This window comes from Microbacterium sp. HM-570 (genome assembly GCF_054165885.1).
The window spans coordinates 1,835,514-1,861,250 of record NZ_CM135111.1; the positions used below are offsets into that span (position 1 = coordinate 1,835,514).

26 protein-coding genes and 1 pseudogene are annotated in these 25,737 nt (G+C 65.6%); 8 read left to right on the forward strand and 19 right to left on the reverse strand.

Annotated elements, in window-relative coordinates; translation table 11 throughout:
• Positions 1-45 precede the first annotated feature (45 nt).
• The 4 genes from rplI to rpsF are packed head-to-tail and all read right to left on the reverse strand — an operon-like array spanning position 46 to position 1,714.
• Positions 46-498, reverse strand: a complete 453-nt coding sequence (rplI, locus tag ACT9TC_RS08680) for a 50S ribosomal protein L9 (RefSeq protein ID WP_036294267.1) — start codon at positions 496-498, stop codon at positions 46-48.
• Positions 499-506: 8 nt separating this feature from the next.
• The gene (gene rpsR, locus ACT9TC_RS08685) at positions 507-761 is read right to left on the reverse strand and encodes a 30S ribosomal protein S18 (protein ID WP_036294263.1); all 255 of its coding nucleotides are present in this window, start codon (positions 759-761) and stop codon (positions 507-509) included.
• A 54-nt stretch (positions 762-815) separates the two neighbouring features.
• Positions 816-1,328, reverse strand: a complete 513-nt coding sequence (locus ACT9TC_RS08690; protein WP_036294260.1) for a single-stranded DNA-binding protein — start codon at positions 1,326-1,328, stop codon at positions 816-818.
• A gap of 5 nt (positions 1,329-1,333) precedes the next feature.
• The gene (gene rpsF / locus ACT9TC_RS08695; RefSeq protein WP_458040139.1) at positions 1,334-1,714 is read right to left on the reverse strand and encodes a 30S ribosomal protein S6; all 381 of its coding nucleotides are present in this window, start codon (positions 1,712-1,714) and stop codon (positions 1,334-1,336) included.
• Between the two features lie 160 nt (positions 1,715-1,874).
• On the opposite strand from rpsF, the gene ACT9TC_RS08700 reads away from it, so the two are divergent.
• Both ACT9TC_RS08700 and ACT9TC_RS08705 read left to right on the forward strand, forming a co-directional pair.
• The gene (locus tag ACT9TC_RS08700) at positions 1,875-2,876 is read left to right on the forward strand and encodes a hypothetical protein (RefSeq protein WP_458040140.1); all 1,002 of its coding nucleotides are present in this window, start codon (positions 1,875-1,877) and stop codon (positions 2,874-2,876) included.
• 375 nt (positions 2,877-3,251) lie between these two features.
• Positions 3,252-4,022, forward strand: a complete 771-nt coding sequence (locus ACT9TC_RS08705) for a hypothetical protein (RefSeq protein WP_458040141.1) — start codon at positions 3,252-3,254, stop codon at positions 4,020-4,022.
• Between the two features lie 25 nt (positions 4,023-4,047).
• Here the strand turns inward: ACT9TC_RS08705 and ACT9TC_RS08710 are convergent, their stop codons facing one another.
• From ACT9TC_RS08710 to ACT9TC_RS08730, 5 genes are all read right to left on the reverse strand, one after another.
• Entirely contained in the window at positions 4,048-4,494 is a 447-nt protein-coding gene (locus ACT9TC_RS08710; protein ID WP_458040142.1) for a cupin domain-containing protein, read from the reverse strand.
• Between the two features lie 58 nt (positions 4,495-4,552).
• A complete protein-coding gene (locus tag ACT9TC_RS08715; RefSeq protein ID WP_458040143.1) occupies positions 4,553-4,942 on the reverse strand; it encodes a DUF779 domain-containing protein in 390 nt (129 codons plus the stop codon).
• Positions 4,943-5,068: 126 nt separating this feature from the next.
• Positions 5,069-6,616, reverse strand: coding sequence for an acetaldehyde dehydrogenase ExaC (gene exaC / locus ACT9TC_RS08720; RefSeq protein WP_458040144.1), 1,548 nt, complete (start codon positions 6,614-6,616; stop codon positions 5,069-5,071).
• A gap of 189 nt (positions 6,617-6,805) precedes the next feature.
• Entirely contained in the window at positions 6,806-8,146 is a 1,341-nt protein-coding gene (locus tag ACT9TC_RS08725) for a GAF domain-containing protein (protein ID WP_458040145.1), read from the reverse strand.
• Between the two features lie 56 nt (positions 8,147-8,202).
• The gene (locus ACT9TC_RS08730) at positions 8,203-8,544 is read right to left on the reverse strand and encodes a winged helix-turn-helix transcriptional regulator (RefSeq protein WP_458040146.1); all 342 of its coding nucleotides are present in this window, start codon (positions 8,542-8,544) and stop codon (positions 8,203-8,205) included.
• 79 nt (positions 8,545-8,623) lie between these two features.
• Here ACT9TC_RS08730 and ACT9TC_RS08735 point away from each other — a divergent pair, with 79 nt between their 5' ends.
• Positions 8,624-9,283, forward strand: a complete 660-nt coding sequence (locus tag ACT9TC_RS08735; protein ID WP_458040147.1) for an FMN-dependent NADH-azoreductase — start codon at positions 8,624-8,626, stop codon at positions 9,281-9,283.
• Positions 9,284-9,387: 104 nt separating this feature from the next.
• On the opposite strand, the gene ACT9TC_RS08740 is transcribed toward ACT9TC_RS08735, so the two are convergent.
• Together ACT9TC_RS08740 and ACT9TC_RS08745 are read right to left on the reverse strand one after the other, a co-directional pair.
• Positions 9,388-10,815: a CCA tRNA nucleotidyltransferase gene (locus ACT9TC_RS08740; protein ID WP_458040148.1), complete on the reverse strand. Its 1,428-nt coding sequence runs from the start codon at positions 10,813-10,815 to the stop codon at positions 9,388-9,390.
• A 31-nt stretch (positions 10,816-10,846) separates the two neighbouring features.
• Positions 10,847-12,394 (reverse strand): DUF7059 domain-containing protein, encoded by a 1,548-nt coding sequence (locus ACT9TC_RS08745; protein WP_458040149.1) that lies wholly within the window; start codon positions 12,392-12,394, stop codon positions 10,847-10,849.
• Between the two features lie 183 nt (positions 12,395-12,577).
• Between ACT9TC_RS08745 and ACT9TC_RS08750 the strand changes: the two genes are divergently transcribed.
• The 4 genes from ACT9TC_RS08750 (at position 12,578) to trxA (ending at position 17,951) form a co-directional block, all read left to right on the forward strand.
• Positions 12,578-14,839 carry a DUF6049 family protein gene (locus tag ACT9TC_RS08750; protein ID WP_458040150.1) on the forward strand — a complete coding sequence of 754 codons (2,262 nt, stop codon included), beginning with the start codon at positions 12,578-12,580 and terminating at the stop codon, positions 14,837-14,839.
• On the forward strand, positions 14,832-16,427 hold the full coding sequence (murJ, locus tag ACT9TC_RS08755) for a murein biosynthesis integral membrane protein MurJ (protein WP_458040151.1): 1,596 nt from the start codon (positions 14,832-14,834) through the stop codon (positions 16,425-16,427). Before ACT9TC_RS08750 ends, murJ begins: the two co-directional genes overlap by 8 nt.
• Before the next feature lie 133 nt (positions 16,428-16,560).
• On the forward strand, positions 16,561-17,556 hold the full coding sequence (gene trxB, locus ACT9TC_RS08760) for a thioredoxin-disulfide reductase (RefSeq protein ID WP_458040152.1): 996 nt from the start codon (positions 16,561-16,563) through the stop codon (positions 17,554-17,556).
• Between the two features lie 71 nt (positions 17,557-17,627).
• Complete coding sequence (gene trxA, locus ACT9TC_RS08765; RefSeq protein ID WP_458040153.1) at positions 17,628-17,951, forward strand: thioredoxin; 324 nt, start codon at positions 17,628-17,630, stop codon at positions 17,949-17,951.
• A 97-nt stretch (positions 17,952-18,048) separates the two neighbouring features.
• Here trxA and ACT9TC_RS08770 read toward each other — a convergent pair whose 3' ends face one another.
• The 8 genes and pseudogenes from ACT9TC_RS08770 to rpmH form a co-directional block, all read right to left on the reverse strand.
• Positions 18,049-19,038: a ParB/RepB/Spo0J family partition protein gene (locus tag ACT9TC_RS08770; RefSeq protein WP_458040154.1), complete on the reverse strand. Its 990-nt coding sequence runs from the start codon at positions 19,036-19,038 to the stop codon at positions 18,049-18,051.
• Positions 19,038-19,991, reverse strand: a complete 954-nt coding sequence (locus ACT9TC_RS08775; RefSeq protein WP_458040155.1) for a ParA family protein — start codon at positions 19,989-19,991, stop codon at positions 19,038-19,040. Before ACT9TC_RS08775 ends, ACT9TC_RS08770 begins: the two co-directional genes overlap by 1 nt.
• A 478-nt stretch (positions 19,992-20,469) precedes the next feature.
• Entirely contained in the window at positions 20,470-21,111 is a 642-nt protein-coding gene (rsmG, locus tag ACT9TC_RS08780) for a 16S rRNA (guanine(527)-N(7))-methyltransferase RsmG (protein WP_458040156.1), read from the reverse strand.
• 18 nt (positions 21,112-21,129) lie between these two features.
• Positions 21,130-21,651 (reverse strand): Jag family protein, encoded by a 522-nt coding sequence (locus tag ACT9TC_RS08785; protein WP_458040157.1) that lies wholly within the window; start codon positions 21,649-21,651, stop codon positions 21,130-21,132.
• 245 nt (positions 21,652-21,896) lie between these two features.
• A pseudogene (gene yidC, locus ACT9TC_RS08790) lies at positions 21,897-22,904 on the reverse strand (membrane protein insertase YidC); the annotation flags it as partial.
• Positions 22,905-22,907: 3 nt separating this feature from the next.
• Positions 22,908-23,243, reverse strand: a complete 336-nt coding sequence (yidD, locus tag ACT9TC_RS08795; RefSeq protein ID WP_458040158.1) for a membrane protein insertion efficiency factor YidD — start codon at positions 23,241-23,243, stop codon at positions 22,908-22,910.
• A gap of 20 nt (positions 23,244-23,263) precedes the next feature.
• Positions 23,264-23,596, reverse strand: coding sequence for a ribonuclease P protein component (gene rnpA / locus ACT9TC_RS08800; RefSeq protein WP_458040159.1), 333 nt, complete (start codon positions 23,594-23,596; stop codon positions 23,264-23,266).
• A gap of 9 nt (positions 23,597-23,605) precedes the next feature.
• Positions 23,606-23,743 (reverse strand): 50S ribosomal protein L34, encoded by a 138-nt coding sequence (rpmH, locus tag ACT9TC_RS08805; protein ID WP_081766188.1) that lies wholly within the window; start codon positions 23,741-23,743, stop codon positions 23,606-23,608.
• Between the two features lie 322 nt (positions 23,744-24,065).
• Between rpmH and dnaA the strand changes: the two genes are divergently transcribed.
• Complete coding sequence (dnaA, locus tag ACT9TC_RS08810) at positions 24,066-25,508, forward strand: chromosomal replication initiator protein DnaA (protein WP_458040160.1); 1,443 nt, start codon at positions 24,066-24,068, stop codon at positions 25,506-25,508.
• Positions 25,509-25,737 lie beyond the last annotated feature (229 nt).

Below are 25,737 nucleotides of genomic sequence, written 5' to 3' on the forward strand. Positions count from 1 at the left end.
CCGAAAGGGCTGGTTCCGCGGCATCCGTTCCCGCGCGTTGCGGTACTACTTGGCAGCAACCACCTGGAGGGTGATCACGGCGGTGAGGTCGTCACGCAGGCGAACGGTCGCCTCGTGCTCGCCCACCGACTTGATCGCCGAGGTGATCTGGATCTTGCGCTTGTCGAGGTCACCGAGACCGGCGGCCTTGACGGCATCCGCGATGTCACCGGTCTTGACCGAACCGAACAGGCGCCCTTCGGCACCAGCCTTGACGGCCAGGCGCACCTTGGCGCCCTCGAGGGCGTCCTTCAGGGCGACGGCGGACTCGTGGTCGTGGATCGCGCGCGACTCGCGGGCGGCCCGGATGGACGCGACCTGCTTTTCGCCACCGCGGCTCCACGCCACGGCGAATCCCTGGGGGATGAGGAAGTTCCGGGCGTACCCGGCCTTGACGTCAACGATGTCACCGGCGCTACCGAGCCCGGCGACCTCGTTCGTGAGAATCAGCTTCGACATGGTGCTCCTTAACGACCCGCGCCGGCGTAAGGCAGGAGCGCCATTTCGCGCGCGTTCTTGATCGCGGTGGCGATCAGACGCTGCTCCTGCACCGAGACACCGGTGATACGACGGGCGCGGATCTTCCCACGCTCCGAGATGAACTTGCGAAGCGTCGGGACATCCTTGTAATCGATGATGCCAACGCGAATCGCCTTGGCGGGAGCAACAACTTTCCCGCCCTTACGAGGCTTGCGGCGGTCGCCGCTCGACTTTCCAGCCATAAGTGGTCTTCCTTGGTTGTGGTGGGATGCCTGGGCCACAGGCATCCGAAGTGCTTAGAAGGGTGTGTCGTCGCCGTAAGCGCCGGGAGCGCTCCAGGCTTCGCCACCGGCGTTGCCGGTGCCAGCAGACGAGGAAGCGGAAGGCGTTGCCCAGGGCTCCTCAGCAACCTGCTGACGACCCTGACCGCCTCCGCCGCCACCGCTGGCGGCACGCGTGACCTGAGCGGTCGCGTAACGCAAGCTGGGGCCGATTTCATCGACTTCGAGTTCGATCGAGGTGCGCTTCTCACCCTCGCGCGTCTCATAGGAACGCTGCTTGAGGCGGCCGGTCGCCATGACCCGCATGCCCTTCGTCAGCGAACCCGCGACGTGCTCGGCGAATTCGCGCCATACCGATGCGCGAAGGAACAGCGCTTCGCCGTCCTTCCACTCGTTGGAGGCACGGTCGAAGTTGCGCGGCGTCGACGCGATCGTGAAGTTCGCGACGGGGAGCCCGCTCTGCGTGTAACGCAGCTCGGGATCGGCCGTGAGGTTACCCACGACGGTGATGATCGTCTCGCCGGCCATCGCGGTTACGCGTCCTTCTTGGCCTTGGCGGGTGCGGCAGCCTTGCGGGCGGCCTTCTCTTCAGCACGCTTCTTCTCGGCCTCAACCTGAGCAAAGCCCTCTTCCGCACGCAGCACCTTGGTGCGCATGACGGCTTCGGACAGCTTCAGCTGACGGTCGAGCTCCTGCGTGGCGGCGCTGGTGGCCGTGAAGTTGACGACGGCGTAGATGCCTTCGTTCTTCTTCTGGATCTCGTAAGCGAGACGGCGGCGGCCCCAAATGTCGACCTTGTCGATCGAGCCACCATCGTTCGTGATGACCTTCAGGAACTTGTCGAGGCTCGGGGCGACCGTGCGCTCGTCGATCTCGGGATCGAGGATGACCATGAGTTCGTACTGGTGCGTCACTAACCCACCTCCTTCGGACTTGAACGGCTGCCGAGCATCTCTCGACAGCAGGAGGGTGTGTGCATGTCGTCACGGTTTCGCGGACGGGCCGCGGCCGGACAACCTTCGTAGTCTAGCGGATGCGCGGCGTCGGGCCCAACTGGTGGGTAGCGTGGCCTCCATGGACTGGATAGCGGACACCTCGCCGGGGGACTGGCTGCGCGATCGGCTGGATGCGGAGTGGACGGATGCCTCGGGCATGCACACCGTTGTGCCCCGCGGTTTCGCCGCCTACGCGCGGATCTTCCACCCGGCATCGCGTTCTCGGCCGGTGGGGCAGCCCTGGCCGCCTCTTCCCTACGACGATCACGCGCGGGCGTGGGCGGCATTCGGGCGCTCGCAACCCCAGATCGACACCGAGAACGTCACGTGGGCGCAGACCGCGGCGACATTCGGAACGCAGATGCATCCCGAGGCGCAGTGGAACCGGATCGTCGGCGCTCACGACCTCGAGCAGGGGTGGCAGCAGGTCCGCGGACCCGAAGGTTGGCAATACGACGCCCCGGGCGATGGCCGGATGGATGTCGCCCAAGTTGCCTCGCTCGCCCGGCTGCTCGCCGCAGCGACCACGACTCCCCACCACGGGTATGCGGGAGTGTGGGACGGCTACGGCGGTCTCGTCGGGTTCATGGGCGAGACACCGTCCCGCGCGGTCCTGACTTTTTCGGCGGATCCGACCGCAAATGACGACGCGTCGCTGCAGGATCGCCACCGCGCCATGCTCGAGGCGAGCACGCGCGACCCCTTCAACAATGTGTTCCGCAAGCCCACGTGGCAGCCAGGCATCCTCTCGGACGAGATCTCTCGCGGCCCGCGTTTCGAGCTGCCGCAGCGGTCCTACGTCCTGTTCTCGGCGGGCGCGTCCGCATTCGCCGATGCTTCGTGGCCCGATCTCGCGCCATGGGTCGGCCCCGACGAGGCTCATGCGTGGGCTCAGTCGCCGAACATCCTGTGGCCCGCGGACCGGGCCTGGGTGGTCGTCAGCGAGATCGACTTCGACTCCACGATCGTTGCGGGATCGGCCGACCTGATCGCGGCGATCTGCGCGGCACCCGGACTCGAGGCGCTTCCCCTCCGCGAGGGTGCCGACCTCACGTGGGACGGCGATGAGGTGAACCGGTGAGCGGTGCCGGGCCCGCGGCATCCGTTCCCTTCGATGCTCGTCCGCTGATCGAGCCCGTCCGCACCGCCGACATCCGGGCATTCACGAATCGTCTGCGTGCGGAGGGCCGTTTGGGATCACCGTTTTCGGGTACCCAGGGTGTGCAGTTCGTTCTGCTGATCGTGGTCGGCGGGGTTTTCGCCCTGGTGTTCCTGAGCATTTTCGGCACCATCGCCGGCGCGATGATGACCAGCGGTTCGGTCGGGTGGCTGTTCGTCCTGCCCGTTCTGCTCGTCCTCGCCGCGATCGGCGGAATCGTGTGGCTCGTCATCCGCCCTGTACCGGGGAGGACGCGAGCGCTGGTACCGATTGGCGCGCTTCGCCGACGCGAACGGGATGTCGTACGTCCCGACCCTCGCGAACCCCGGACTCCCGGGCATGATCTTCAGCCAGGGGGATTCGCGATCGGCCCGCGACCTCGTTCGCGGTGCACAGCCGCGCTTCGTCGAGTTCGCCAACTACCGCTATGTGACCGGGTCGGGAAAAAACCAGTCGACGCACAAATGGGGCTACGTCGCCATCAAGCTCGACGTGCCGTTGCCGCACATCCTGCTCGACGCGGTCGGAAACAACGGCTTGTTCGGCTCGAACCTGCCGACGTCGTTCGATCGCGATCAGCGACTGAGCCTCGAGGGCGATTTCGATAAGTACTTCTCACTCTTCTGCCCCCGCGGGTACGAGCGCGACGCGCTTTACCTGTTCACGCCGGACATCATGGCCCGGTTCATCGACAACGCCGCCGAGCTCGATGTCGAGATCGTCGATGACTGGCTGTTTCTCTACGCCAAGCGCGACCTGTCGACTCTCGACCCCGCGACGTGGGCGTGGTTGTTTGCGACGGTCGGGGCGCTGCTGGAGAAGTTCGCGCAGTGGTCACGGTGGCGGGACGATCGACTGGCAGCGGATGCCTCGGTCCGCGCGACCGGCGCCGTGGCCACGGGTGCCGTTGCGGGCGGCATAGCCGATCCGTTCGCGGCGGCGCCGGATCTCCGGCCACCGCCGGGCGTCGCGCCCGAGGGCCGACGCCTGAAGCGGAGGGTTTCGGTGCTCAGCATCATCGCCGTCGTCGTGTTCGTGGCGATCTGGGTGGTCACGATCTTCTTCTGACCCGCCGGTCGTTGGGGGCCGGCGCCTACCCCGCCAGGCGCCAGTCGTCGAAGCTGAAACCGGGCGACACGATGCACGTCACGAGCACCTCGGCATCGCCCGCGAGGCGAGACGTCTGCCACGTCCCGGCGGGCACGATGCCCTGCGCGACGTGACCTTCCGAGTGGTCGGGTCCCAGCACGATCGATTCACCATCGCCCGGCTCGTCTCCCGTGCCACCGAGGCGCAGCTCGAGCGTGCCGGGTCCGTGCCAGAGCCAGATCTCGTCGCTCGCGACGACATGCCACGCGCTCTCTTCGCCGGGTGTCAGCAGGTAATGGATGCACGTCGCGGCCGGTCGCTCGCCGCCCGCGGTCTCGACAGGAACGTCCGACGCCCAGGTGCGGCGAAACCATCCGCCCTCGGGATGCGGCGCGAGATCGAACCGTCGCGCCGTTTCGGGACGGTCGTCGGGCGACGCGATTTCGCTCATGTCCGTGCACTCCTGATCCGCGAGAAATGCACGGCCTCGGATGGTCCGGGCCGGGAGTTCAGCGCAGCTCGAAGTATTCCAGCTCGGACTCGGTGAGCATCCGCGACCGGATCAGAAACCGCATCCCGGTCGGGCCCTCGACGCTGAACCCGGCGCCCCGGCCCGGCACCACGTCGATCGTCAGGTGGGTGTACTTCCAGTACTCGAACTGCGACTCCGACATGTACACCTCGACCGGATCATCCAGGCCGACATCGATCGTGCCGAGCAGCACGTCAGACGGCCCCGTGATGAACATGCCGACGGGATAGCACATGGGTGCACTCCCGTCGCAGCATCCGCCGGACTGGTGGAACATCAGGGGCCCGTGCTGCACGGTCAGTTGGCGCACCATGGTGGCCGCGGCATCCGTCACCGCAACCCGTTCGCTCCTACCGGGTGTGCTCATGCCCTCGCTCCCTTCGCCGTGTCCTCGGCACCGCCATGTCCCGCGTTCTTCGTTTCGTGTCCCACTTTCGCCCGGAATGAAGCCTGGATAGCGGGCGAAAGTGGGACACCGGATGGAGCGGGTGGCTCAGAAGAAGCCCATCGGCCCCTCGGCGTACGACACCAGCAGGTTCTTGGTCTGCTGGTAGTGGTCGAGCATCTTCAGGTGGTTCTCACGCCCGATGCCGGACTGCTTGTAGCCACCGAACGCCGCGTGCGCGGGGTACTGGTGGTACGTGTTGGTCCAGACGCGCCCGGCCTCGATCGCCCGGCCCGCGCGGTACGCGATGTCGCCCGAACGACTCCACACGCCGGCGCCGAGGCCGTAGAGGGTGTCGTTGGCGATGTCGATCGCCCCGTCGAAGTCGTCGAACGACGTGACCGAGACGACCGGCCCGAAGATCTCTTCCTGGAAGATCCGCATGTCGTTCGTACCCTCGAAAACGGTCGGCTGCACGTAGAAGCCGTCGGTCAGGTCGCCGCCGAGATCGACGCGCTCGCCTCCGGTGAGCAGCTTCGCCCCACCCGCCTTGCCGATGTCGATGTAGCTCAGGATCTTCTCGAGCTGGTCATTGGATGCCTGGGCCCCGAGCATCGTGGCAGGGTCGAGCGGGTTTCCCTGCACGATCTTCCCGACGCGATCCAGCCCGTCGCTCAGAAACCCGTCGTATATCGACTTCTGAATCAGGGCGCGAGAGGGGCAGGTGCACACCTCGCCGCCGTTCAGAGCGAAGAACGTGAAGCCCTCGAGTGCCTTGTCGTAGTAGTCGTCCTTGGCGCGGGCCACATCCTCGAAGAAGACGTTCGCGCTCTTGCCTCCGAGTTCCAGCGTGACAGGGATCAGGTTCTGCGATGCGTACTGCATGATCAGGCGCCCGGTCGTGGTTTCGCCCGTGAAGGCGACCTTGCGGATCCGCTTGTGCTGCGCGAGTGGCGCACCGGCCTCGATGCCGAACCCGTTGACGATGTTCACCACACCCGCGGGGATCAGGTCACCGATCAGGTCGAAGAGGAACATGATCGACGCCGGTGTCTGCTCGGCCGGCTTCAGCACGACGCAGTTGCCGGCCGCGAGGGCCGGCGCGAGCTTCCACGTCGCCATCAGGATCGGAAAGTTCCACGGGATGATCTGCGCGACCACTCCGAGCGGTTCGTTGAAGTGGTACGCGACGGTGTCCTCATCGATCTGGCTGAGCGATCCCTCCTGGGCCCGCAGCACACCCGCGAAGTAGCGGAAGTGATCGACGACCAGGGGGATGTCGGCGGCCAGGGTCTCTCGCACGGGCTTGCCGTTGTCCCAGGTTTCGGCCACGGCGATCTTCTCGAGGTTCTGCTCGATGCGGTCGGCGATCTTGTTGAGGATGTTGGCGCGCTCGGCCGGCGTCGTGCGCTTCCACGATTCGAAGGCCTTCCACGCGACATCCACCGCTCGATCGATGTCCTCGACCGTGCCGCGACCGACCTCGCAGAACGGCTTCCCGTTGACGGGGGACAGGTTCTCGAAGTACTGGCCCTTCACGGGTTCGACGAACTCGCCGCCGATGTAGTGGCCGTACCTGCTGCGATACTCGGCGAGCGCTCCGCGCTGGCCCGGTGCTGCGTAGACGCTTGAGACGCCCTCTTCGACGATGGTCATGTCTGTCTCCTTCGACGTGTCATGAGTGAGCGGCAGGCGCTGCCGCGATCTGCGTCGACGGTAGGCCGCGCAACGTTGCATCGCGTTGCGCCCCCGCCCCCGGTTCGACTCGTCGCTACGCTCCTCGCGGGGCGACCGGCGCTGACCCGGTCGTTGAGCGAGCGAAGCGAGACGAAACGCCCGCGACACTCAGCCCTCGAGGCGGGCGATCCGGGCGACCAGCCCCGCGCGCCGCGGGGAACGCGCCGGCAGCAAGCTGAGGCAGAGCCGCAATACCTCGACGTCTTCGGTGGCGTCCTCGGTGTCGGCATACGCGAGCAGCACATCGACGGATGCCTCGGCGATCAAGGCCTCGCGGAGCGCCTGACGAACGCTCTCCCGCACTATCTCCACCCCGGGAGCGATGGAATCCGGGAGCACCGCGCCCCGGTAGGCAGCGAGCGCAACCCGATGCGCGCCGCGGTCCAACAGCGACAGTACGTGTTGGGCGTCCGTCTCCAGTTCGGGTCCGATCCGATACGGCCGCGATGCCGGGACGAGGTGCGGAGCCGTTCGCTCCAGCGCCTTCCGCAGGCGCACCATCTCGGGCCGCAAGGTCTCGGCCGACGCACTTTCGCCATAGACCAGCTCAGCGAGCCGGTCCGCCGAGAGCCCCTGACGATGCGTCGCCAGCATCAGGAGGATCTCGGCGTGACGAGCGCTGAGCTCAGTCATCCGTTCCGAGCCGTCGCCCGCGATCTCGAGCAGCGCACGATCCCTGCCGAGCACACGCAACGTCGAGCGCACGGCCTCTGGGCGCGGGGCACGGCGGCGCGGGCGCCGCGCTTCGGCAACGTGCGGGGGAGCGGCAGCCCGGGCCCGCAACCGTGCCACGAGCAACTCTCCCTCGACCGCGCGGGCCGTCGCATCGACCAAGAGTTGCGCCTGCGGGGTGACCGCGCTCGACCCACCGGTCACATCGATGACCCCGAGGATTCGCCGCGTTTCGGGGTCGTGCACGGGAGCCGCCGTACAACTCCACGGCTGCACGAGCCGGTTGTAATGCTCCGCCCCGTGGATCTGCACCGAGCGATCCAACGCGAGGGCGGTGCCCGGGGCGGCCGTCCCGACGGCGGATTCCGACCAGTTCGTGCCGGCGACGAAGCCCATCTCGCCGGTCAGCGAACGCACGTGCCGGTCGCCCTCCACCCACAGCAGGCGACCCGCGGCATCGCCGACGGCCACCGCGACACCGGACTCCGCCGCGTCGCCGGGCAATAAGAGGGCGCGGATCATCTCCAGCACGTCCGCCAGGGGGTGGGCGCGCCGATACTCGTCGAGCTCGGCTGCAGATAGGGCGACGGGAGGAAGGGCTTCGGCCCCGACGAGACCCGCGAGAGAGCGCCGCCACGAGTCACGCACGAGAGGACGGACATCCAGCAGGCGCTGCTCCGCGAGATTTCCCTGCACGAGGTCGTCGTGTGCGCGCTCGATCAGCAGACGAGACGTCTCAGGAGAGACCTCGCGGCGGGACGACCACGGCGACGACATGCGAACCCCATCTGCGTTGACGGTCCGCACAGGCTACCGCCGGAGGGGGCACGCGCCTAGGCCTGCGAGGACTCGACCAGGTTGCCCGCCGCCCACTGTCCGAGTTGACCGAGGATCGGCAGCAGTCGCTCGCCGCTGTCACTCAACGCGTAGGCGACGGCGGTCGGGGGGCCAGCGGTGACCGTACGTACGACGAGCCCCGCCTCGGCAAGTCCGGCGAGACGATCCGACAGAACGGCGTCGCTGATGCCCGGTACCGCCCGGCGGAGGGCCCCGAAGGTGGATGCGCCGCTCCCGATGGAAGAAACGATCATGCCGTTCCATCGCTTGCCCAGTACTGAGAACGCGAGAGTCACGGCTGCATCGCAGACATGAAGCCCGTGCTCAGAATCGGTCATGACTCCATCGTACGGGTGCTACAGTCTCCAGAGTCGCTATGTTTTCCTGAGTAACTTTGAATTTCAGATTGGACATCCCATGACCACCTTGTTCCGACTCGACGCCAGCATCCTTCCCACCACCTCTTCGAGCCGCGCGCTGGCCGACCTCGTCGAAACGGAGTGGCTCTCGACGCATCCGTCGTCCGTCGTCGTCCGTCGCGACCTCTCGGTCGAACCGATTCCCGCGACAGCGTGGGCGGATGCCGTGACCTCCAACTTCATCGCGGACGAAGACCGCACCGAACGGCAGCGCGCGGCACGTGCCCTCGCCACAGAGATCGCCGACGAACTGGTCGACGCCGACGCCCTGCTTTTCGCCGTTCCCCTGTACAACTACGGAGTTTCGCAGCACTTCAAGACGTGGTTCGACCTGGCGTATACCGATCCCCGCATCGACCCGCAGGGCACCTCGCTGCACGGCAAGCCCGCCACCCTCGTGACGGTCCTCGGCGGCAACTACGCCCCGGGAACACCGAAAGAGGGCTGGGACCACTCGACCACGTGGTTGCGTCGCGTTCTCGAGGATGTCTGGGGCCTCGACCTGCGGGTCGTGGAGCGCCCCTTCACGCTCGTCGGCGTGAACCCGGCCCTCGATGGGTTCGCCGATGTCGCCGCGGACCTGAAGCAGACGGCCGAGACCCACGCCGTCCGGTCCGGACGCGAAATCGCGGAACTCGCCACAGCGTCCGGGAGCTGAACGGGAGCCACCTTCCCTCTGGGGCAGGTTGGCTGCAGTGGGGCACGGCAGAATCTGCCCCGGAGCATCTAACCTGCCCCACTTTGCGCAAGCCAACGCCTCACTCAGGACCGAGCGGCCCACCACGCGCGCAGCCGCGCTTCCGCCTCGGCCTCGCCGAGGATGCCCTCGTCCAGGCGCAGATCGAGCAGGAAGCGGTACGCCTCTCCCACCTCGCGCCCCGGGGGAATTCCCAGCACCTCTTGAATGCGATTGCCGTCGAGCTCGGGGCGGATCGACTGCAGCTCTTCTTCGGCCTCGAGCACGGCGATCCGCCGCTCCAGGTCGTCGTAGGCGGTGCGCAGCCGCGTGGCCTTGCGCTTGTTGCGCGTCGTGACATCAGCGCGGGTGAGAATGTGCAGGCGCTCGAGCTGGTCTCTGGCGTCGCGCACGTATCGCCGCACGGCCGAGTCGGTCCAGGCGCCCTCCGAATACCCGAAGAAGCGCAGATGCTGATCGACCAGGTGGGTGACGGCGGTGATCGTGTCCGAATCGAACCGCAAGGCCTGCAGGCGCTTGCGTGTAAGCCGCGCCCCGACCGCGTCGTGATGGTGGAACGTCACCCCACCGCCCGACTCGAGCTTGCGCGTCGCGGGCTTGCCGATGTCGTGCAGCAGAGCCGCCAGGCGAAGCGCGACATCCGGCGCCGCACCCGGGTGTCGCTCACCCTCGAGGTCGATCGCCTGTTTGAGCACGGTCAGCGAGTGCTCGTAGACGTCCTTGTGGTGATGATGTTCGTCCACCTCAAGGCGCAGGGCTGGCAGTTCGGGAAGGAATACGCCCGCGAGTCCCGTTTCGACAAGCAGGCGGATGCCTCGCACCGGATCCTTCGTCTGCAGCATCCGTACCAGCTCGGCCTGGATGCGTTCCGGGCTGACGATCGAGAGGGTGTCTCGCATCGCCGTGATCGCGTCTATCGCGTCGTCGGCGACGATGAAGCCGAGCTGGGCAGCGAACCGCGCGGCCCGAAGCATCCGGAGCGGATCGTCACCGAAACTGACGGCCGTGGCGACGGGTGTGCGCAGCACCTGATCGAGAAGATCCTCGACCCCGGATGTCGGGTCGACCAACTGCGGTCCGGGAACCCGTAGCGCCATCGCGTTCACGGTGAAGTCGCGGCGGAGCAGGTCGTCCTCGAGCCTGTCCCCGAACTCGACGACCGGCTTGCGCGTCTCTCCGTCGTACTCGTCGGCGCGGTAGGTCGTGATCTCGACCTGTTCGCCGCGCACGCGGGCGCCGATCGTGCCGAACGCACGGCCGATGTCCCACTGCGCCGTGCTGATCGGCTTCACGATGCGCAGGATGTCATCCGGTCGCGCATTCGTCGTGAAGTCGAGGTCGTGCGTGGGTCGGTCGAGCAGTGCGTCGCGCACCGGCCCGCCCACGATCGCGAGCTCGAACCCGGCGCGCTCGAATGCTGCGGACAACTCCGCCACAACGGGCGACGCCGCAAGACTCGCGAGTCGGCCGAGGCCCTCGGCCATACTCACCATGTCAACCAGCCTACCGAGGCGGGTCCGACACCTATGCGGACGGCGATGCGGCACCCTCGGCGAAGGTCAAGAATCCGTCGTCGAGCAGACCGCGAACGCGGGGGAGGAGATCGCCGAGCAGGGCCTCGGGGTCCACCTCGAGCAACTCCGCGATCGCCGCGATCAGGCGCCCCACGGGCAGGTCCCCGTCGCTTGCCCCGACGAGCGCGGCGAGAGCCGGGTCGACCGCGAGAGTGCGGCCGAAGCCTCCACCCTGTCGCAGCTCGATGACACTCGGATCCTCCGCGCCGGGCAGATAGTGCCGTGCTTCGGTGACATCCCCGGCAACCAACAGCACCGCTTTCTCCAGCTCGCGGTCGCTCAGCTCAGCCTGGCGATCGTGTGCGCGCAGGCTCTCGGAAAGATGCATTCCCAAAGCGGCATTAGGACCGATCGCACCCTCCACCTGCTCGAATCGCAGGAGTGCGGGGCTTCCTTCCACCCGTCGACGAAGCAGGATGTATCCGAAGCCGACCTCGCGCACGCCCCGCGCCTCGAAGTCGTCCAACCAGGCCGCCAGCATCGTTTCGAACTCGTCTGTGCCGGGAACGGTTCCTCCATCGCGGATCCACAGTTCGGCGTACGCGATGGGGTCCATGCGGTCCCGTTCGATGACCCAGGCGTCCAGGGGCACCGGAGATGCCGCGACCCAATCGCGCACTCGGTGAAGCCCGTCTTGCCCGTCGACGTACTCCCAGTTACCGAGCAGTTGCGAAGTTCCGCCGGGCACGAGGTGCATCCCGGCCCGGGTCACGATGTCCCGCACGAGGGCGTCACCCGTCAGGCCACCATCGCGGTACTCGTACGCGGGAACATCCGCGCCGCGCGGTGTGATCACAAAGGGCGGATTCGACACGATCCGATCGAAGAGCTCACCCTCTACCGGATCGAACAAGCTACCGCGCAGGGTACGGATTCCATCCACCGCGTTGAGCTGCGCATTCAGGCGGGTGAAACGTAGTGCGGCCTCGGAGATATCCGTCGCCGTCACCTCGGGACTGTCGCGGCGCGCACGCAGTGATTGAATGCCGCAACCGGAACCTAGATCCAGAACGCGAGCGGCGGATGTCGGGAGCTGCAGTCCCGCGAGTGTCAGGGAAGCCCCTCCCACGCCGAGAACGTGATCCTCCGGCAGAGGTCCCGGGCGCACGGACTCGTCGATGTCGCTCGCGATCCACCACTCGCCCGCACCGTGTTCATCGACGTATGCCTGCGGCCGTATCATCACGGTCGGCGTGACGGATCCCGCGCTCGATCGAACGAGGCCGAGCTTTTCGGCACCGGCGATCGTGACGTTCGATAGGGCTGAACTCGCCTCGGATTCGAGAACCGGGCTCCCGAGAAAGAAGAGCCGGGCAAGAACGGCGACCGCAGAATCCGTCGCGGCGACCTCTCGTCGAGCCGGAAGCGCCCGCCCGCGCCCGATCGCCTCGTCCGCCGCGACACCCCAGAGCGCACGCAATCGCGCGCCGGTGTAGCAGGCTGCGGACAGGTCATCGGCGAGCGAGCGCGCCAGGTCCGGATCGGGTTCGGGGATCATCCCTCCATTCAACCGTGTCCACCAGAAAACCCTGCCCGCGGAGAACACTGCCCGCCACCAACCCCTGCCCGCGGAAGAACCGTACCCACCGAGGAACCACGCCCGCGATGGTCAACCAAACCCCGCTGCCGCCCGGCGATGCACCGGGGTCGCGAAGGAGGGCGCCGTAGAATCGGGCCGAATGTGCGAACTCCCGCACTCGATGACAACCCCGGACACACCGTGAAGCACCTCTTCTTCGGCTCCGGCGTGCGGCGCGGTTCCGCGCCCGGAGGGCTCGACGTGCGGCCAGACACGATCCACAAGCGCATTGGCGTCTCCGCCAGGCGTAGTGGCGTGAAGCGTCTGCACCGTCTGGCTGCCCTTTTCACTGCCTCCGCGACCCTCGTTCTCGTCGGTGCGTCGGGCGCTATCGCAGCGCCCACCCCGACGCCCACATCCACACCCGCCGAACCGACTCTCGTTCTCGCACCACTCGCCCACGGGGTCGTCGCCGCCGGAGCCGCGCTCACTGCCACGATCGAGGTCTCAAACCCGACATCCACGGATCTCGCGCCGACGTCACTGACGCTCGAGCTCAGCAACGGCCCACTCACCTCGAGTGCCGAGTTGGAGGAGTGGATCGACAACGGCGAACTCGTCGCCGATGCATCCGTGATCGATCGTCCCACCGCACCCACGGTCGTCGCCGGCGACAGCGAGATCGTCGTGTCAACGGTTGCGATCGAGGCATTGGCGGGTCGCGGGCCGGGTGTGTATGCGCTGTCGGCCACCTATGGCGGTGACTTCGTCTCACGGAGCGCAATCGTGCTCCCAGGCGACACCCCCGCCGCCGCCACAATCGGCGTGATCGTCGCCGTGACCGCCGCCCCACAGACAGACGGGCTCCTCACGGCGCAAGAACTCACCACGCTCACAGGCACCGACGGTCGCTTGAGCGACATCCTGTCGGGTGTTGCCGGAACGTCCGCGATCCTCGCGGTCGACCCCGCACTGCTCGCATCGATCCGGGTTCTCGGGGATTCCGCGCCACCGAGCGCACTCGCGTGGCTGGACCGGCTCGCAGCCCTCCCGAATGAGCGCTTCGCCCTGCAGTTCGGGGACGCGGATGTCTCGATCCAGGCCGATGCGGGACTCACCACCCTGCTCCAGCCCACGAGCCTCGACTACGCCGTGTCCGCGGACGATTTCGCTAATGCGACGGCTACCCCCACTCCGGGTCCCTCTGCAACCGCGGACGCCGAGGACGAGGACGGCGGCAATACCGTGACGTTGCCCGACCTCGACGAGCTCCTGGCCGTACCCAGCGCTCGGGCCACGATGTACTGGCCCGCGCAGGGCCGTGCCGACGCGAATGCCCTGAGTGTGCTGGCTCAGCAACCCTCGGCGACGGGCTCTCCGGCGACCATCCTGCTCAGCTCTGCCGCGACCGAGCGATCCGAGGCCCGCGCTGCCGCTTCCACGGCCGAGGGCGCACCCCTCCTGGTGTACGAAGCGGGTTCATCGAACGCGGTACGGGCGACGGCCGGGGCAGCGGAGGGCAGTAGTCAGGCCGCGTCGGCTCTCATCTCTGCACAGATTGCGCTCGAGGCGTCGAGCCCGAGCGGTCCTCTCCTGATCACAACGGAGCGCATGGCCGAACTCAGCGCCACGTCGCTACGTGCCGCGATCGACACGGTCTTCGGCTACCCCGGCGTCGTTCCCGCGACGCTGAGCACTCTCTTGAACGCCGAGCCCACCGGCGCGGAGAGCACTGCACAGCCTGACGAGGACGCCGTGACGCGGTTGGACATGCTGCTGGCGGGCGAGGCGAGCATCCTCCAGTTCTCATCGATCATCGACGACCCGTCTCTGCTGACCGCGCCCGAACGATCCGCCATCCTGCAGCTGATCGGGGCCGGTTGGCGCGACGAACCGGACGCATGGCAGGCCGCCCTGATCGCGCATGCCGAGGCGACGGCGACCACACTCACGTCCGTGGCGATACAAGAGCCGAGCACCGTACAACTGCTCAGTCCCGAGGCCGTTCTGCCATTCTTCGTCCGCAACGATCTGCCGTTCGCCGCAAACGTCGTCCTCGTCTCGACGCCCGGCAGTCTGCGCCTCGATGTCGAACGGACGCTCACGGTTACAGCCGAGCCCGGCGTCAACACCCGGGTCGAGGTGCCCGTGCGCGCGCGGGTGGGCAGCGGCGAGGTGACGATCGAACTGCGCCTGCTGAGCCCGACTTTCGAGCAGGTCGGGCCCGTCCAACGGGCTCAGGTGACCGTACGCGCCGAGTGGGAGCGGATCGGCATCATCGGGCTGGGCTCCATCGTCTTCCTGCTGCTCGGTGCAGGCTTCATCCGCACGATCCGCAGGCGTCGCCGCACCCGCGCCGCGGCGGAAGATGCAGGCCTCGAGGGGTCCGACGGTGATCGACCCACGGATGGGCACAATGAGTAGTCTCGGCCGCGCCAGCGCGATTCTCGGAGCGGGCACTCTTGTCTCGCGCCTGACCGGGGTGGTGCGCTCGATCGTGCTCGTGACGGCCCTCGGCTCGGTCGGAAGTGGTGCCGCGGATGCCTTCACCATCGCCAACCAGCTCCCGAACAACATCTACGCAATCATCTCGACGGGCATCCTGACCGGGGTGCTCGTACCCCAGATCGTGCGCGCGGCGAAGCATGCGGATGGTGGGGGCGCTTTCGTCTCCAAGCTCCTGACGCTCGGTACCGTCGTCCTCGTTGTCGTGACCGGGATCGCAACGCTCGCCGCGCCCGTGCTCGTGCAGCTGTACGCAAGGTTCACGGACGAGCAGTTAGCACTCGCAATCGCACTCGCCTATTGGTGCGTACCGCAACTCTTCTTCTACGGGCTCTACGCCCTCGTTGGCGAGACTCTCAACGCGCGCCGCGTCTTCGGTCCCTATACGTGGGCGCCGATCGTCAATAACGTCGTCTCTATCGCAGGCTTCCTCACGTTCGTCCTCCTGTTCGGACCTGAGCGCAACGACGTCCTCACGTGGACGCCCGACATGATCACCCTGTTGGGGGGAACGGCAACGCTCGGAATCGCGGTGCAAGCTGGCGTTTTGCTGCTGTTCTGGCGCCGCTCCGGCCTGCACTTTCGGCCCGACTTCGCCTGGCGTGGAATGGGCCTGCGCACCATGGGCACCCTCGCGTGGTGGACGTTCTGGATGGTTGTGGTTGGGCAGCTCGCCGGCCTCGTTCAGACCCGTGTCGTCAGCGCGGCCTCTGAAGTCGCTGCCTCCGCAGCAACCATGGCGTTCGCCTGGTTCATCTTCATCCTCCCGTACTCGGTCATCGCCGTGTCCATCGGAACCCCGTACTTCACGCAACTCAGCGAGCATGCCTCGGCGGGACGAGACGATGAAGTGCTTGCCGACCTCGGCACGAGCATCCGGACGATCAGCTTCTTCCTCGTGGGTGCCCTCGCCGCCGTCGTCGCAGCCGCGGTTCCCGTGTCGCGCATTTTCAGCAACAGTGCATCGGATGCCGCGGCCACCGCTTTGGTGCTCGGCGCCTACCTCGTGGGCCTGGTGCCTTTGTCGATCCTGTACGTGATCCAGCGCACGTTCTACGCATACGGAGACACCTTTCGCCCGTTCGTCTTCACGCTCGTTCAGGCCGTGCTCGTCGTCGTGACCGCGCTGCTCGCCGGCGCTATTCTTCCGCTGGAATATCTCGCCGCAGGCATCGCCCTCGGCCAGTCACTCGCTGGCATCGTTCAGCTCGTAATCGCCGTCGTTCTGCTCCGTGCCCGTCTCGGCCAGCTGGGCCTAGGTGCACCGGCACGAGCGCTAGGCCGGTTTTTTATCGCAGGGGTGCCCGCCTCCGCCATCGGCTGGGGGCTCTTCCTGCTGCTCGGGGGGTTCGATGGGTGGACAACCTCGTCCATCTATCTCGGCGTCGGCGGCGCGGCGCTCGTCGGTGGAGTGACGCTGGCGGTGTACATCGCGATCCTGGCGGTTATGCGGGCGCCCGAGCTCGCGGTGGTTGCGCCTCTCCTCCGCCGGTTGCGACGACGCTGAGTCGGTTGCGGCGGCGCTGAGCGACGAGAACGGTGATCACGCCGCGTTCCAGCACGTGGAATTCACCGAGGCCCGGAATGCCGCCGGACTACCATGGGTTGAAGCCCAGAGACAAGCAAAAGGGAGAAACACAGTGCGTCACGTGATCATCATCGGATCGGGTCCTGCGGGCTTCACCGCGGCTACCTACGCGGCACGCGCGAACCTCTCACCCCTCGTCGTGGCGAGTTCGGTCGAGGTCGGCGGCGAGCTGATGAATACGACCGAGGTCGAGAACTTCCCGGGCTTCCCCGAGGCGATCCAGGGCCCCGAACTCATGGCCAAGATGCAGGAGCAGGCCGAGAAGTTCGGCGCCGAGATCCTGTACGACGACGTCGTAGAGCTCTCGCTCGACGGACCCGTCAAGAAGGTCAAGCTCGGCAGCGGCGCAGAGCACGAGGCCGCTGCGATCATCTACGCCACCGGTTCGGCGTACCGCAAGCTCGGGCTGCCGGGTGAAGAGCGCCTGTCCGGACACGGTGTCTCATGGTGCGCCACGTGCGACGGCTTCTTCTTCCGCGACCGCGTCATCGCCGTCGTCGGTGGTGGCGACTCCGCGATGGAAGAGGCCACCTTCCTGACGCGCTTCGCGTCGAAGGTCTACGTCATCCATCGCAAGGACACACTGCGGGCGTCGAAGATCATGCAGGAGCGCGCCTTCGCGAACCCCAAGATCGAGTTCATCTGGAACGCCGAGGTCGCGGATATCCTCGGTGACGATGCTGTTTCCGGCCTCGTGCTGCGCGACACGACGGATGGCACCACTCGCGAACTGCCACTCGAGGGACTGTTCGTCGCAATCGGCAACGACCCGCGCACGCACCTCGTCCACGACAAGCTCGAACTCACCCCCGAGGGCACGATCTGGGTCGACGGACGGTCGTCACGCACGTCTGTACCCGGTGTTTTCGCCGCCGGCGACGTCATCGACCCCACCTATCGACAGGCCGCGACGGCCGCCGGCTCGGGCACTGTCGCCGCGCTCGACGCGGAGCACTACCTAGCCGCACTCGACGACGCCGGAGCGCCCGAAGCGGATGTTGCGCAGATCGACGGATTACCCGAGGCAGACCCCGTCAGCGTCGGCTGAGTCCAGCCCAGGAACATTCGAGCACGTCTCGGCGTTGCCTCACCTGAGACTTCCGACAAAAGGAGAAGAGTATGACCGCCAAAGCCACGACCTCCAGCACGTGGGAGCAGGACGTTCTCAACGCCGAGGGTCCCGTCCTGGTCGATTTCTGGGCTGAGTGGTGTGGTCCGTGTCGCATGGTCGCCCCGGTTCTGGACGAGATCCAGTCCGAGCACCCCGACAAGATCACCATCCTCAAGCTGAATGTCGACGAGAACCCCGATCTCGCCGTGAAGTACCAGATCACGTCGATCCCGGCGATGAAGGTCTTCCAGGGCGGCGAAGTGAAGACGACGATCATCGGCGCCAAGCCGAAGTTCGCGCTCGAGAAGGATCTCGCCGCGTTCATCGGCTGATATCGACATCAGTAGTCACGAGAAATGCCCCGGCTCAGAGAGCCGGGGCATTTCTCGTGGAGCGACTGTTTTTGTGGCAACAATGGTGCCGACCGAATCAGTCCGAACCGAAACCGTCGACACCCATCTCACTCAAGATTCGGTTGAGGTCCTGGATTGTAGAGAAATCAATCTTGACCTGGCCTTTTCTGGCAGTCAGGGAGATCTGTACGCGGGTGTTGAGGCGATCACCCAGCCGACCGGCAACCTCGTCCAGGTGCCCACGGCGAGCACCTGCCTGAGGCTTCGTGGCCCGCTGGGGAGCATCCGGACGCCCCTTGACGATGGCCTCGGCGGCACGAACCGAGAGGTCCTCGTTCACGATCTTGTCAGCGAGGCGCTGGATGGCCGCGTCGTCGGGAAGGCCGAGGAGCGCACGAGCATGGCCCGGGCTGAGAACGCCCGCCGCTACCCTCTGCTGCACCGGAACCGGTAGGCGCAGGAGCCGGATCGTGTTGCTGATCTGCGGACGCGATCGTCCGATGCGTGTCGCCAGTTCTTCTTGCGTGATGCCGAAGTCCTCGAGGAGCTGCTGATAGGCAGAAGCCTCTTCGAGGGCGTTCAGCTGAGAGCGGTGGAGGTTCTCGAGCAGCGCGTCGCGCAGCAGGTTCTCGTCGGCGGTGTCTCGAACGATCGCGGGGATGCTCGCCAGCCCCGCCTCACGAGCGGCGCGGGTTCGCCGCTCGCCCATGATGAGCTCGTACGTGCCATCCTCGGCCCGCGGCCGCACGACGACCGGCTGCAGCACACCGAACTCCCGAACACTGTGGACGAGTTCCGCCAGGTCATCGGCATCGAAGTGCGTGCGCGGCTGGCGCGGGTTCGGGACGATCTCGACCGGATTGATGTGAGCCAAACGAGCGCCCGGCACGGCCACGAGTTCTGCAAAGCGCTGCTCCTCGACGGTGTCTTCCGGTGCGGGCAGCGCCTCAACAGCCTCGAGACGACGAGCTCCGGGGAAGAAGACGTCGACCGGGCGACTCTCAGCGTCACTGGTCGGAATCAGGGCACCGATACCGCGGCCGAGTCCCGTTCTCTTCGTGGACATCAGAGCGTGCCTTCCTCGTTGGTGTTCTCAGCGCCGGATGCCGCGGGAACGTGCTTGCTGATCTCAATGGCGGCCTCGCGGTAGGCGACGGCGCCCGCCGACTGGCCGTCGTACGCAATGACGGTCTGCCCGAAGCTGGGGGCCTCCGAAACCCGTACCGACCGGGGAATCACCGTCTGTAGAACCTCACCGGGGAAGTGCGCGCGCACCTCGTCAGCGACCTGCTGAGCCAGGCGGGTGCGTCCGTCGTACATGGTGAGCAGAATGGTGGACACCTGCAGGCCCGGGTTGAGGTGACGTTGAATCATGCGAACGCTTCCGAGAAGCTGCGTGAGCCCTTCCAGCGCGTAGTACTCGCACTGGATCGGAATGAAAACCTCGTCCGCTGCCGTGAACGCATTGATTGTCAGCAGACCCAGCGACGGCGGGCAGTCGATCAACACGTAGTGGATCGGAAGAGCACTCGTCGCGAGGTAGTCCTGGAGTGCCCCGCGAAGCCGGTGCTCGCGCGCGACCTGAGAAACGAGTTCGATCTCAGCGCCCGCGAGGTGAAGCGTGCTCGGCGCGCACAGCAGATTCGGTGACTCGGGACTGACCTGCACAATATCGGCGAGCGGGAACTCATCAATGAGCACGTCGTAGACACTCGGGGTATCAGGGTCATGGGGGATACCGAGAGCCGTGGACGCATTTCCTTGCGGATCAAGGTCGATCACGAGAACTCGTGCACCTAGGGAAGCGAGGGCAGCGGCGACATTGACCGTGCTCGTCGTTTTGCCGACCCCGCCCTTTTGGTTGGAAACGGTCAGGACGCGTGTCTTGTTCGGTAGTTCGATCGCGACTCCCTCCAAAGCTCGGCGGCGTGCGCTGAGGTCTGCGATCTCCCGTGCCAGCGGGGTGTCATCTATCAGGTGTGCGGATGATCGGACATCCGAACGTCGGGCATGTTCCACGTGAAACGCTCCACTCGCGGCAGGGGGACGACCTCTACTCTAGGTGCGCACTTCGCGTGAAAATCACATCCGCGCATCATGAGACTTCCCTCATGAACGTCATCCCTGGTCGCACGGCGTTTCACGTGAAACGCGGCGTGTCGATGTTTTTGGGGGAGTTTGTCCGCCGTACTCCAACGTCAGAGCGATGCGAGACGAAAGCAGGACGACAGACACTTACGACACGGATGGGATCGGATCGAATCGGGCGTACGACCCCCTGCGCCACCAGCGGTGACCGACACAGCTTGCACGGGTCGAGCGGTGCGAAACAGAATGTTGCCGCCGCTCCGTTTCACGTGAAACGCCGCCCCCGTCATCGGATCTGCCACACGCATGTTCGTCGCGCAAGCGCAGCGCATGAAACGCCACCACCGGGGCGAGTGGCTCCGATCGCGACACCCGCGACGTCGTGTTTCACGTGAAACGTCACAGGCCACTAATGCGCGGCAGAGCCCACCCTCGCGCGGAAAACCGTGGTCGGCTGGTCCAGGAGACCCTCACCCCACAACTCGACGCGCGGCTCACTGATGCGAAAGCGTCGGATCTGCTTCTCAGCGGCGGAGATCTCCGACCGGACCGAGGCGCCCTTCATCAACACAAGCTGGCCACCCGAAGCGACCAGGGGAGCGGTGAGAGGAATCAGCGTCCGTAGCGCGGACACCGCTCGCGCCGTCACCGCGTCGAAGCCGGCCTTCGCGGGAAAGTCCTCGGCGCGCGCCCGCACCACGTCGACATTCTCAAGTCCCAACAGCTCGACCTGCTCGTCGAGCCACGCCACGCGACGCTCCATGGGCTCGATCAGAGTCCACGCGACATCCGGCCGAGCGATCGCCAAAACGATTCCCGGTAGCCCCGCACCCGACCCGATGTCTGCGACTCGAGTCTCAGCGTCAAACGCGCCGCCGATGACCGCACTGTTCAGGATGTGTCGTGACCACAGGCGTGGCGGCTCGAGCGGACCAATGAGTCCGCGCTGCTCACCGTGCTCTGCGAGCTGCGCCGCGAACAAACGAGCAAGTTCCATGCGATCGCCGAATATCTCAGTGGCGGCCGTCGGCTCAGCTTCTACGTCACTCACCGTTTCACGTGAAACGGATCAGGAACGACGGATGACGGTGTGCCGGTCGGCTCCTTCGCCATACGACTCGGAGACGAAACCACGATCAGCCACGATGTCGTGAATGAGCTTCCGCTCATAGCTCGACATCGGCGGGAGGGATGCCTGTCCGGCACCCTCCTCGAGGCGCTCAATGGCGCGACTCACCAACTGCTCGAGCTCGCCCTGACGTGTGTCGCGCGACCCGCCGACATCCAGGATGAGACGGGAGAAGCGACCCGTCTTGTTCTGCACGGCCAAGCGGGTCAGTTCCTGAAGGGAACGGACGGTCTCGGGGTCGGACAGCACCGACAGAGTGGTGCCGCCCTCCGGTGCTTCCACGGAGACATATGCGCGACCTGCGCGGACATCGAGCTCGATGTCGCCGTCGATGTCCGCGATGTCGAGCAGCTCCTCGATGTAATCGGCCGCCACATCGCCCTCCTGCTCGAGATGGGCAAGCGAAGCCGGCTCTTCGGGAGCGGATTCCTGGGGAATCTGTGCGTCAGATGTAGTCGTCATGTCGTGAGCTCCTCGCGCCGTCAACGGCGCTTCTTGGGGTTCTGTTTGGCGTTCTTCGCGGAAGAACCGGCCTGTCCTCCTACCGGGGGCGGCGTCAGCGACGAGGACTCGTCCGCCACATTCGCATTTTCGGACGCCGAGCCGGTGGGTGATCCACCCACCGTTGCCCCGGCGGAAGCCGGTGCCGCATGGGAAGCGGACGGCGCCGGGGGAGTGGATGCCGTGCCCGGCGTACCCGGGCGCGTCTGCTTCTTTGCACGCTGCTTACCCACCGGCTGTTGGCGCTTGGGGGCCACGGCCTTCTTCTTTTCCGCCTCGGCCAGCAGGCGAGCCTGCTCCTCGACGTAGCGCTCCATCGAGACGATCTTGCCCTCGGAGTTGATTGCCTTGCCCTTGCGAGCCAAGCGCTCTTCCCGCGCCTTGGCCGCATCGGACCCGGGTGTGGGCATCTCGCGGATGACGATGAACTGCTGAACCATGGTCCAGATGTTGCTCGTGAACCAGTAGATGACAACACCGAGCGGGAAGAAGACACCCGAGAAGATGAACGCCAGGGGAAGGATGTAGAGCATGATCTTCTGCATCTGATACGCCTGGCCCGACTTGGCCTCGGGCGACAGGTTCTTCGAGATGATCTGCAGCTGCGTGAAGAACTGCGACGCGATCATGAGGATCACGAGAACGACCAGGATTCCGACGGTGGCTTCCCAGCCCTCCGGACGTGTCTCCCACGCACCGGCGAGAGTGTCGTGAAGGGAAGCGACGCCGAACAGTTTCGCGTCGAAGAACTGCTGGGTCAGCTCGGAGGTCAGAACACCCACGCCACCGACACCCTCGTCCACATGCGTGCCGATGGACGACAGCACGGAATAGAGCGAGAAGAAGATCGGCATCTGAACCAGGAGCGGAAGACAGCTCGAGACCGGTGTCGTGCCATGTTTCTTGTACAGGGCCATGGTCTCGCGACTCATCGCCTCGCGGGACAGCTGATCTCGCTTGCCCTTGTACTTCTCTTGAACTTTTCGCAGTTCAGGAGCGATTTCCATCATCTTTCGCTGGCTCTTGATCTGCCTCACGAAGAGGGGGATCAAGGCTGCTCGGACAACGATCACCAGCCCGACGATCGACAGCACCCAGGTGATGCCATCCGCAGCGCCGAACCCCAGAGAGGTCCACACCCAATGCCATGCGACGAGGATCAGCTCGACCACCCATTTGAGTGGCCAGAGGACGATTCCGATGAGATCCGGCACGGATCAGTCCTTTCTTCGGGGCGACGGGACGACGAACCCGTGGAGGGTCAGCGCGTCCCGGAAGTCAGTGCGCGGGCGGACATCATCGATGCCACCTTGCGCCCACGGGTGGCATCGTGCCAATCGAGTGGCGGCCATGACCGAACCACGGACGACGCCGTACTGCTGGATGGCACCGACGGCATAGGCCGAGCACGTGGGGTAGTACTTACAGACATCCCCGTAAATCGGAGAAATCGTCGCGCGATACGCGATCAGTGCGGCAATCGCGGCATTACGAGGGACCAGACAGGTGGCGCGCCAACCGTGAGCCACATCGAGATGACCATTACCGGTCATCGCCGTAGGTAATGGGGCACTCATGCCCGACCTCGTCGCAGGCAACGCAGTACTTCAGCTCGCAACGTCGCGAAATCAGCACCGGCCGAGGGATTCAAAGCACGGATCACGACGTCCCGACCGGGATCGAGCTCAGCGAGAGCTTCATGGCACACGGCCTTCAATCGACGGCGCACCGTGTTCCGCACGACCGCATTACCGACGGCCTTGGAAACAATGAACCCAAAGCGCACGTCGTCATCTGATCGCGCCATGACGTGCGTCACCGTGTGTGCCCCGGCGCAGCGAGTGCCCCGACGGACGACGGATCGATATTCGACACCGCGGGTGAGACGATTCGCTCGGGAGAGCACCGGGACGGGTCAGGCCGAGACGGTGGTGCGACCCTTGGTGCGACGCGCCGAAAGGATGGCACGTCCCGCACGGGTACGCATACGAGCGCGGAAGCCATGCTTCTTGGCGCGACGACGGTTGTTGGGCTGGAAAGTACGCTTGGTCATAAGAGTCACTCCGGGAGACGAGTCGCCGGGACGAGGCGACCGGAGACGATGCTAGGCGGAAGAAGGATGCCGCAAGGGCACAAGTCAACCTGGTAAGAATACGTCCTTCGGGAGCAGGTCACAAACCGGGCGCGATCGCGGGGCATTATCCCTACCCGTCGAACTCGGACGTGGCACCGACACGCCGCCAGGTCCTACAGTGGATTTTGCTCCGCCGCACCGCCTGGCTAGCGTGGGCGCGACAGTTATCCACAGGTTCGGAGATGGCACTTTCGCCCCCGAACAAGGTTGCTGACAGATAGCCGCGAATCCCGGGGGACCCATGTCACAGCACGATGTTCCAGACATCTCGATCTGGGCGGCCGTGCTCGACTCCCTCACAGAGGACGACCGGATCACCCCACAGCTCTATGGTTTCTTGAGCCTCGCCGTCCCCCAGGGAGTCATGGCGGGAACGTTGTACCTCGACGTTCCCAATGATCTGACGGCCGCGCAGTTCAGTAAGAGGATGCGCCCCTCCATCCTCGAGGCGCTCTCTCGTATCGATCACCCATCCGGCGCCGTGACATTCCGGGTTGTCGTGAACCCCGATCTCGCCGAGGCCCACGTCGTTCCCCGCTCCAGCCCCGCCGCACAGACCACACCGGACGCACCGGCCCCCGCCCCGGTTCAGTCAGGGTTACGGTCCTACGTCGACGCCCCGCCCGAGACTCCCGCTTCCGCCTCGCGCAACGACACTCGTCTGAACCCCAAGTACACCTTCGACAATTTCGTGATCGGACAGTCCAACCGATTCGCCCACGCGGCCGCCGTCGCCGTCGCCGAAGCACCGGCGAAGGCTTACAACCCGCTCTTCATCTATGGGGAGTCCGGCCTCGGTAAGACCCACCTCTTGCACGCGATCGGCGACTACGCCCTCAACCTCTATACGGGCATTCGTGTTCGCTATGTCTCGAGCGAAGAATTCACGAACGACTTCATCAACTCGATCGCCAACAACCGAGGTTCGGCATTCCAGGCCCGATACCGCGACGTCGACATCCTGCTCATCGATGACATCCAGTTCTTGCAGGGCCGAGCCGAGACCCAGGAAGCCTTCTTCCACACGTTCAACACGCTGCACGACCACGACAAACAGGTCGTCATCACCAGTGACCTGCCGCCGAAGCACCTCACCGGGTTCGAAGACCGGATGCGCAGCCGGTTCGAGTGGGGTCTCATCACTGACGTGCAGGCACCCGACCTGGAAACGCGCGAAGCCATCCTGCGTAAGAAGGCTCAGAGTGAGCGCCTGCAAGTGCCAGACGACGTCCTCGAGTACATCGCCACGAAGGTGTCGAGCAACATCCGAGAACTCGAGGGCGCGCTCATCCGCGTCTCGGCATTCGCCAACCTGAACCGCTCCTCCCTCGACGTGCAACTGGCTCAGACCGTTCTGCGCGACATCGTCGACCAGGACGACGCGAACGTCGTCTCGCCGACGGACATCATCACGGCGACCGCGCAGTACTTCAAGCTTTCCGTCGACGACCTGTACGGCTCGAGCCGCTCGCAAGCAGTCGCAACCGCCCGGCAGATCGCGATGTATCTGTGCCGCGAGCGGACGAGCCTCTCGCTACCCAAGATCGGCCAGCTCTTCGGCAACCGTGACCACACCACGGTCATGTACGCCTACAAGAAGATCAGCGACCTGATGAAGGAACGTCGCTCGCTGTACAACCAGGTCACCGAGATCACGACGATCATCGGTCGCGCCGGCCGCTGAGACACGCGATGTGACCGACGGATGCCTCGTCGGTCACGCTTCGTGCTGCCATATATGCCGAAGTTCGCGCTTGACACACCACGATCCGACCGGCCAAGATGCCGTTTTCACAGTGTGGATAACCTGTGGATAAGCCTCTCGGAATACGTCCAGTTTGTGCACTCTTGGCGTTCGCCTGTGGAGAGTCCGTGAAAGACGAGCAAGCACCGCTCCCGCGTAAACCCGGGCA

What these genes read in the sequence shown, in the direction of transcription:
- ACT9TC_RS08785 (WP_458040157.1), bottom strand. Translation starts at nt 21,651, where the DNA reads ATGACGACTACATCTGACGCACAGATTCCCCAGGAATCCGCTCCCGAA.
- ACT9TC_RS08740 (WP_458040148.1), bottom strand. Translation starts at nt 10,815, where the DNA reads ATGGTGAGTATGGCCGAGGGCCTCGGCCGACTCGCGAGTCTTGCGGCG.
- ACT9TC_RS08725 (WP_458040145.1), bottom strand. Translation starts at nt 8,146, where the DNA reads ATGTCGTCGCCGTGGTCGTCCCGCCGCGAGGTCTCTCCTGAGACGTCT.
- ACT9TC_RS08690 (WP_036294260.1), bottom strand. Translation starts at nt 1,328, where the DNA reads ATGGCCGGCGAGACGATCATCACCGTCGTGGGTAACCTCACGGCCGAT.
- trxA (WP_458040153.1), top strand. Translation starts at nt 17,628, where the DNA reads ATGACCGCCAAAGCCACGACCTCCAGCACGTGGGAGCAGGACGTTCTC.
- dnaA (WP_458040160.1), top strand. Translation starts at nt 24,066, where the DNA reads ATGTCACAGCACGATGTTCCAGACATCTCGATCTGGGCGGCCGTGCTC.
- exaC (WP_458040144.1), bottom strand. Translation starts at nt 6,616, where the DNA reads ATGACCATCGTCGAAGAGGGCGTCTCAAGCGTCTACGCAGCACCGGGC.
- ACT9TC_RS08705 (WP_458040141.1), top strand. Translation starts at nt 3,252, where the DNA reads ATGTCGTACGTCCCGACCCTCGCGAACCCCGGACTCCCGGGCATGATC.
- ACT9TC_RS08710 (WP_458040142.1), bottom strand. Translation starts at nt 4,494, where the DNA reads ATGAGCGAAATCGCGTCGCCCGACGACCGTCCCGAAACGGCGCGACGG.
- rplI (WP_036294267.1), bottom strand. Translation starts at nt 498, where the DNA reads ATGTCGAAGCTGATTCTCACGAACGAGGTCGCCGGGCTCGGTAGCGCC.
- ACT9TC_RS08735 (WP_458040147.1), top strand. Translation starts at nt 8,624, where the DNA reads ATGACCACCTTGTTCCGACTCGACGCCAGCATCCTTCCCACCACCTCT.
- ACT9TC_RS08730 (WP_458040146.1), bottom strand. Translation starts at nt 8,544, where the DNA reads ATGACCGATTCTGAGCACGGGCTTCATGTCTGCGATGCAGCCGTGACT.
- murJ (WP_458040151.1), top strand. Translation starts at nt 14,832, where the DNA reads ATGAGTAGTCTCGGCCGCGCCAGCGCGATTCTCGGAGCGGGCACTCTT.
- rpsR (WP_036294263.1), bottom strand. Translation starts at nt 761, where the DNA reads ATGGCTGGAAAGTCGAGCGGCGACCGCCGCAAGCCTCGTAAGGGCGGG.
- ACT9TC_RS08715 (WP_458040143.1), bottom strand. Translation starts at nt 4,942, where the DNA reads ATGAGCACACCCGGTAGGAGCGAACGGGTTGCGGTGACGGATGCCGCG.
- ACT9TC_RS08745 (WP_458040149.1), bottom strand. Translation starts at nt 12,394, where the DNA reads ATGATCCCCGAACCCGATCCGGACCTGGCGCGCTCGCTCGCCGATGAC.
- ACT9TC_RS08770 (WP_458040154.1), bottom strand. Translation starts at nt 19,038, where the DNA reads ATGTCCACGAAGAGAACGGGACTCGGCCGCGGTATCGGTGCCCTGATT.
- yidD (WP_458040158.1), bottom strand. Translation starts at nt 23,243, where the DNA reads ATGACCGGTAATGGTCATCTCGATGTGGCTCACGGTTGGCGCGCCACC.
- ACT9TC_RS08700 (WP_458040140.1), top strand. Translation starts at nt 1,875, where the DNA reads ATGGACTGGATAGCGGACACCTCGCCGGGGGACTGGCTGCGCGATCGG.
- rpmH (WP_081766188.1), bottom strand. Translation starts at nt 23,743, where the DNA reads ATGACCAAGCGTACTTTCCAGCCCAACAACCGTCGTCGCGCCAAGAAG.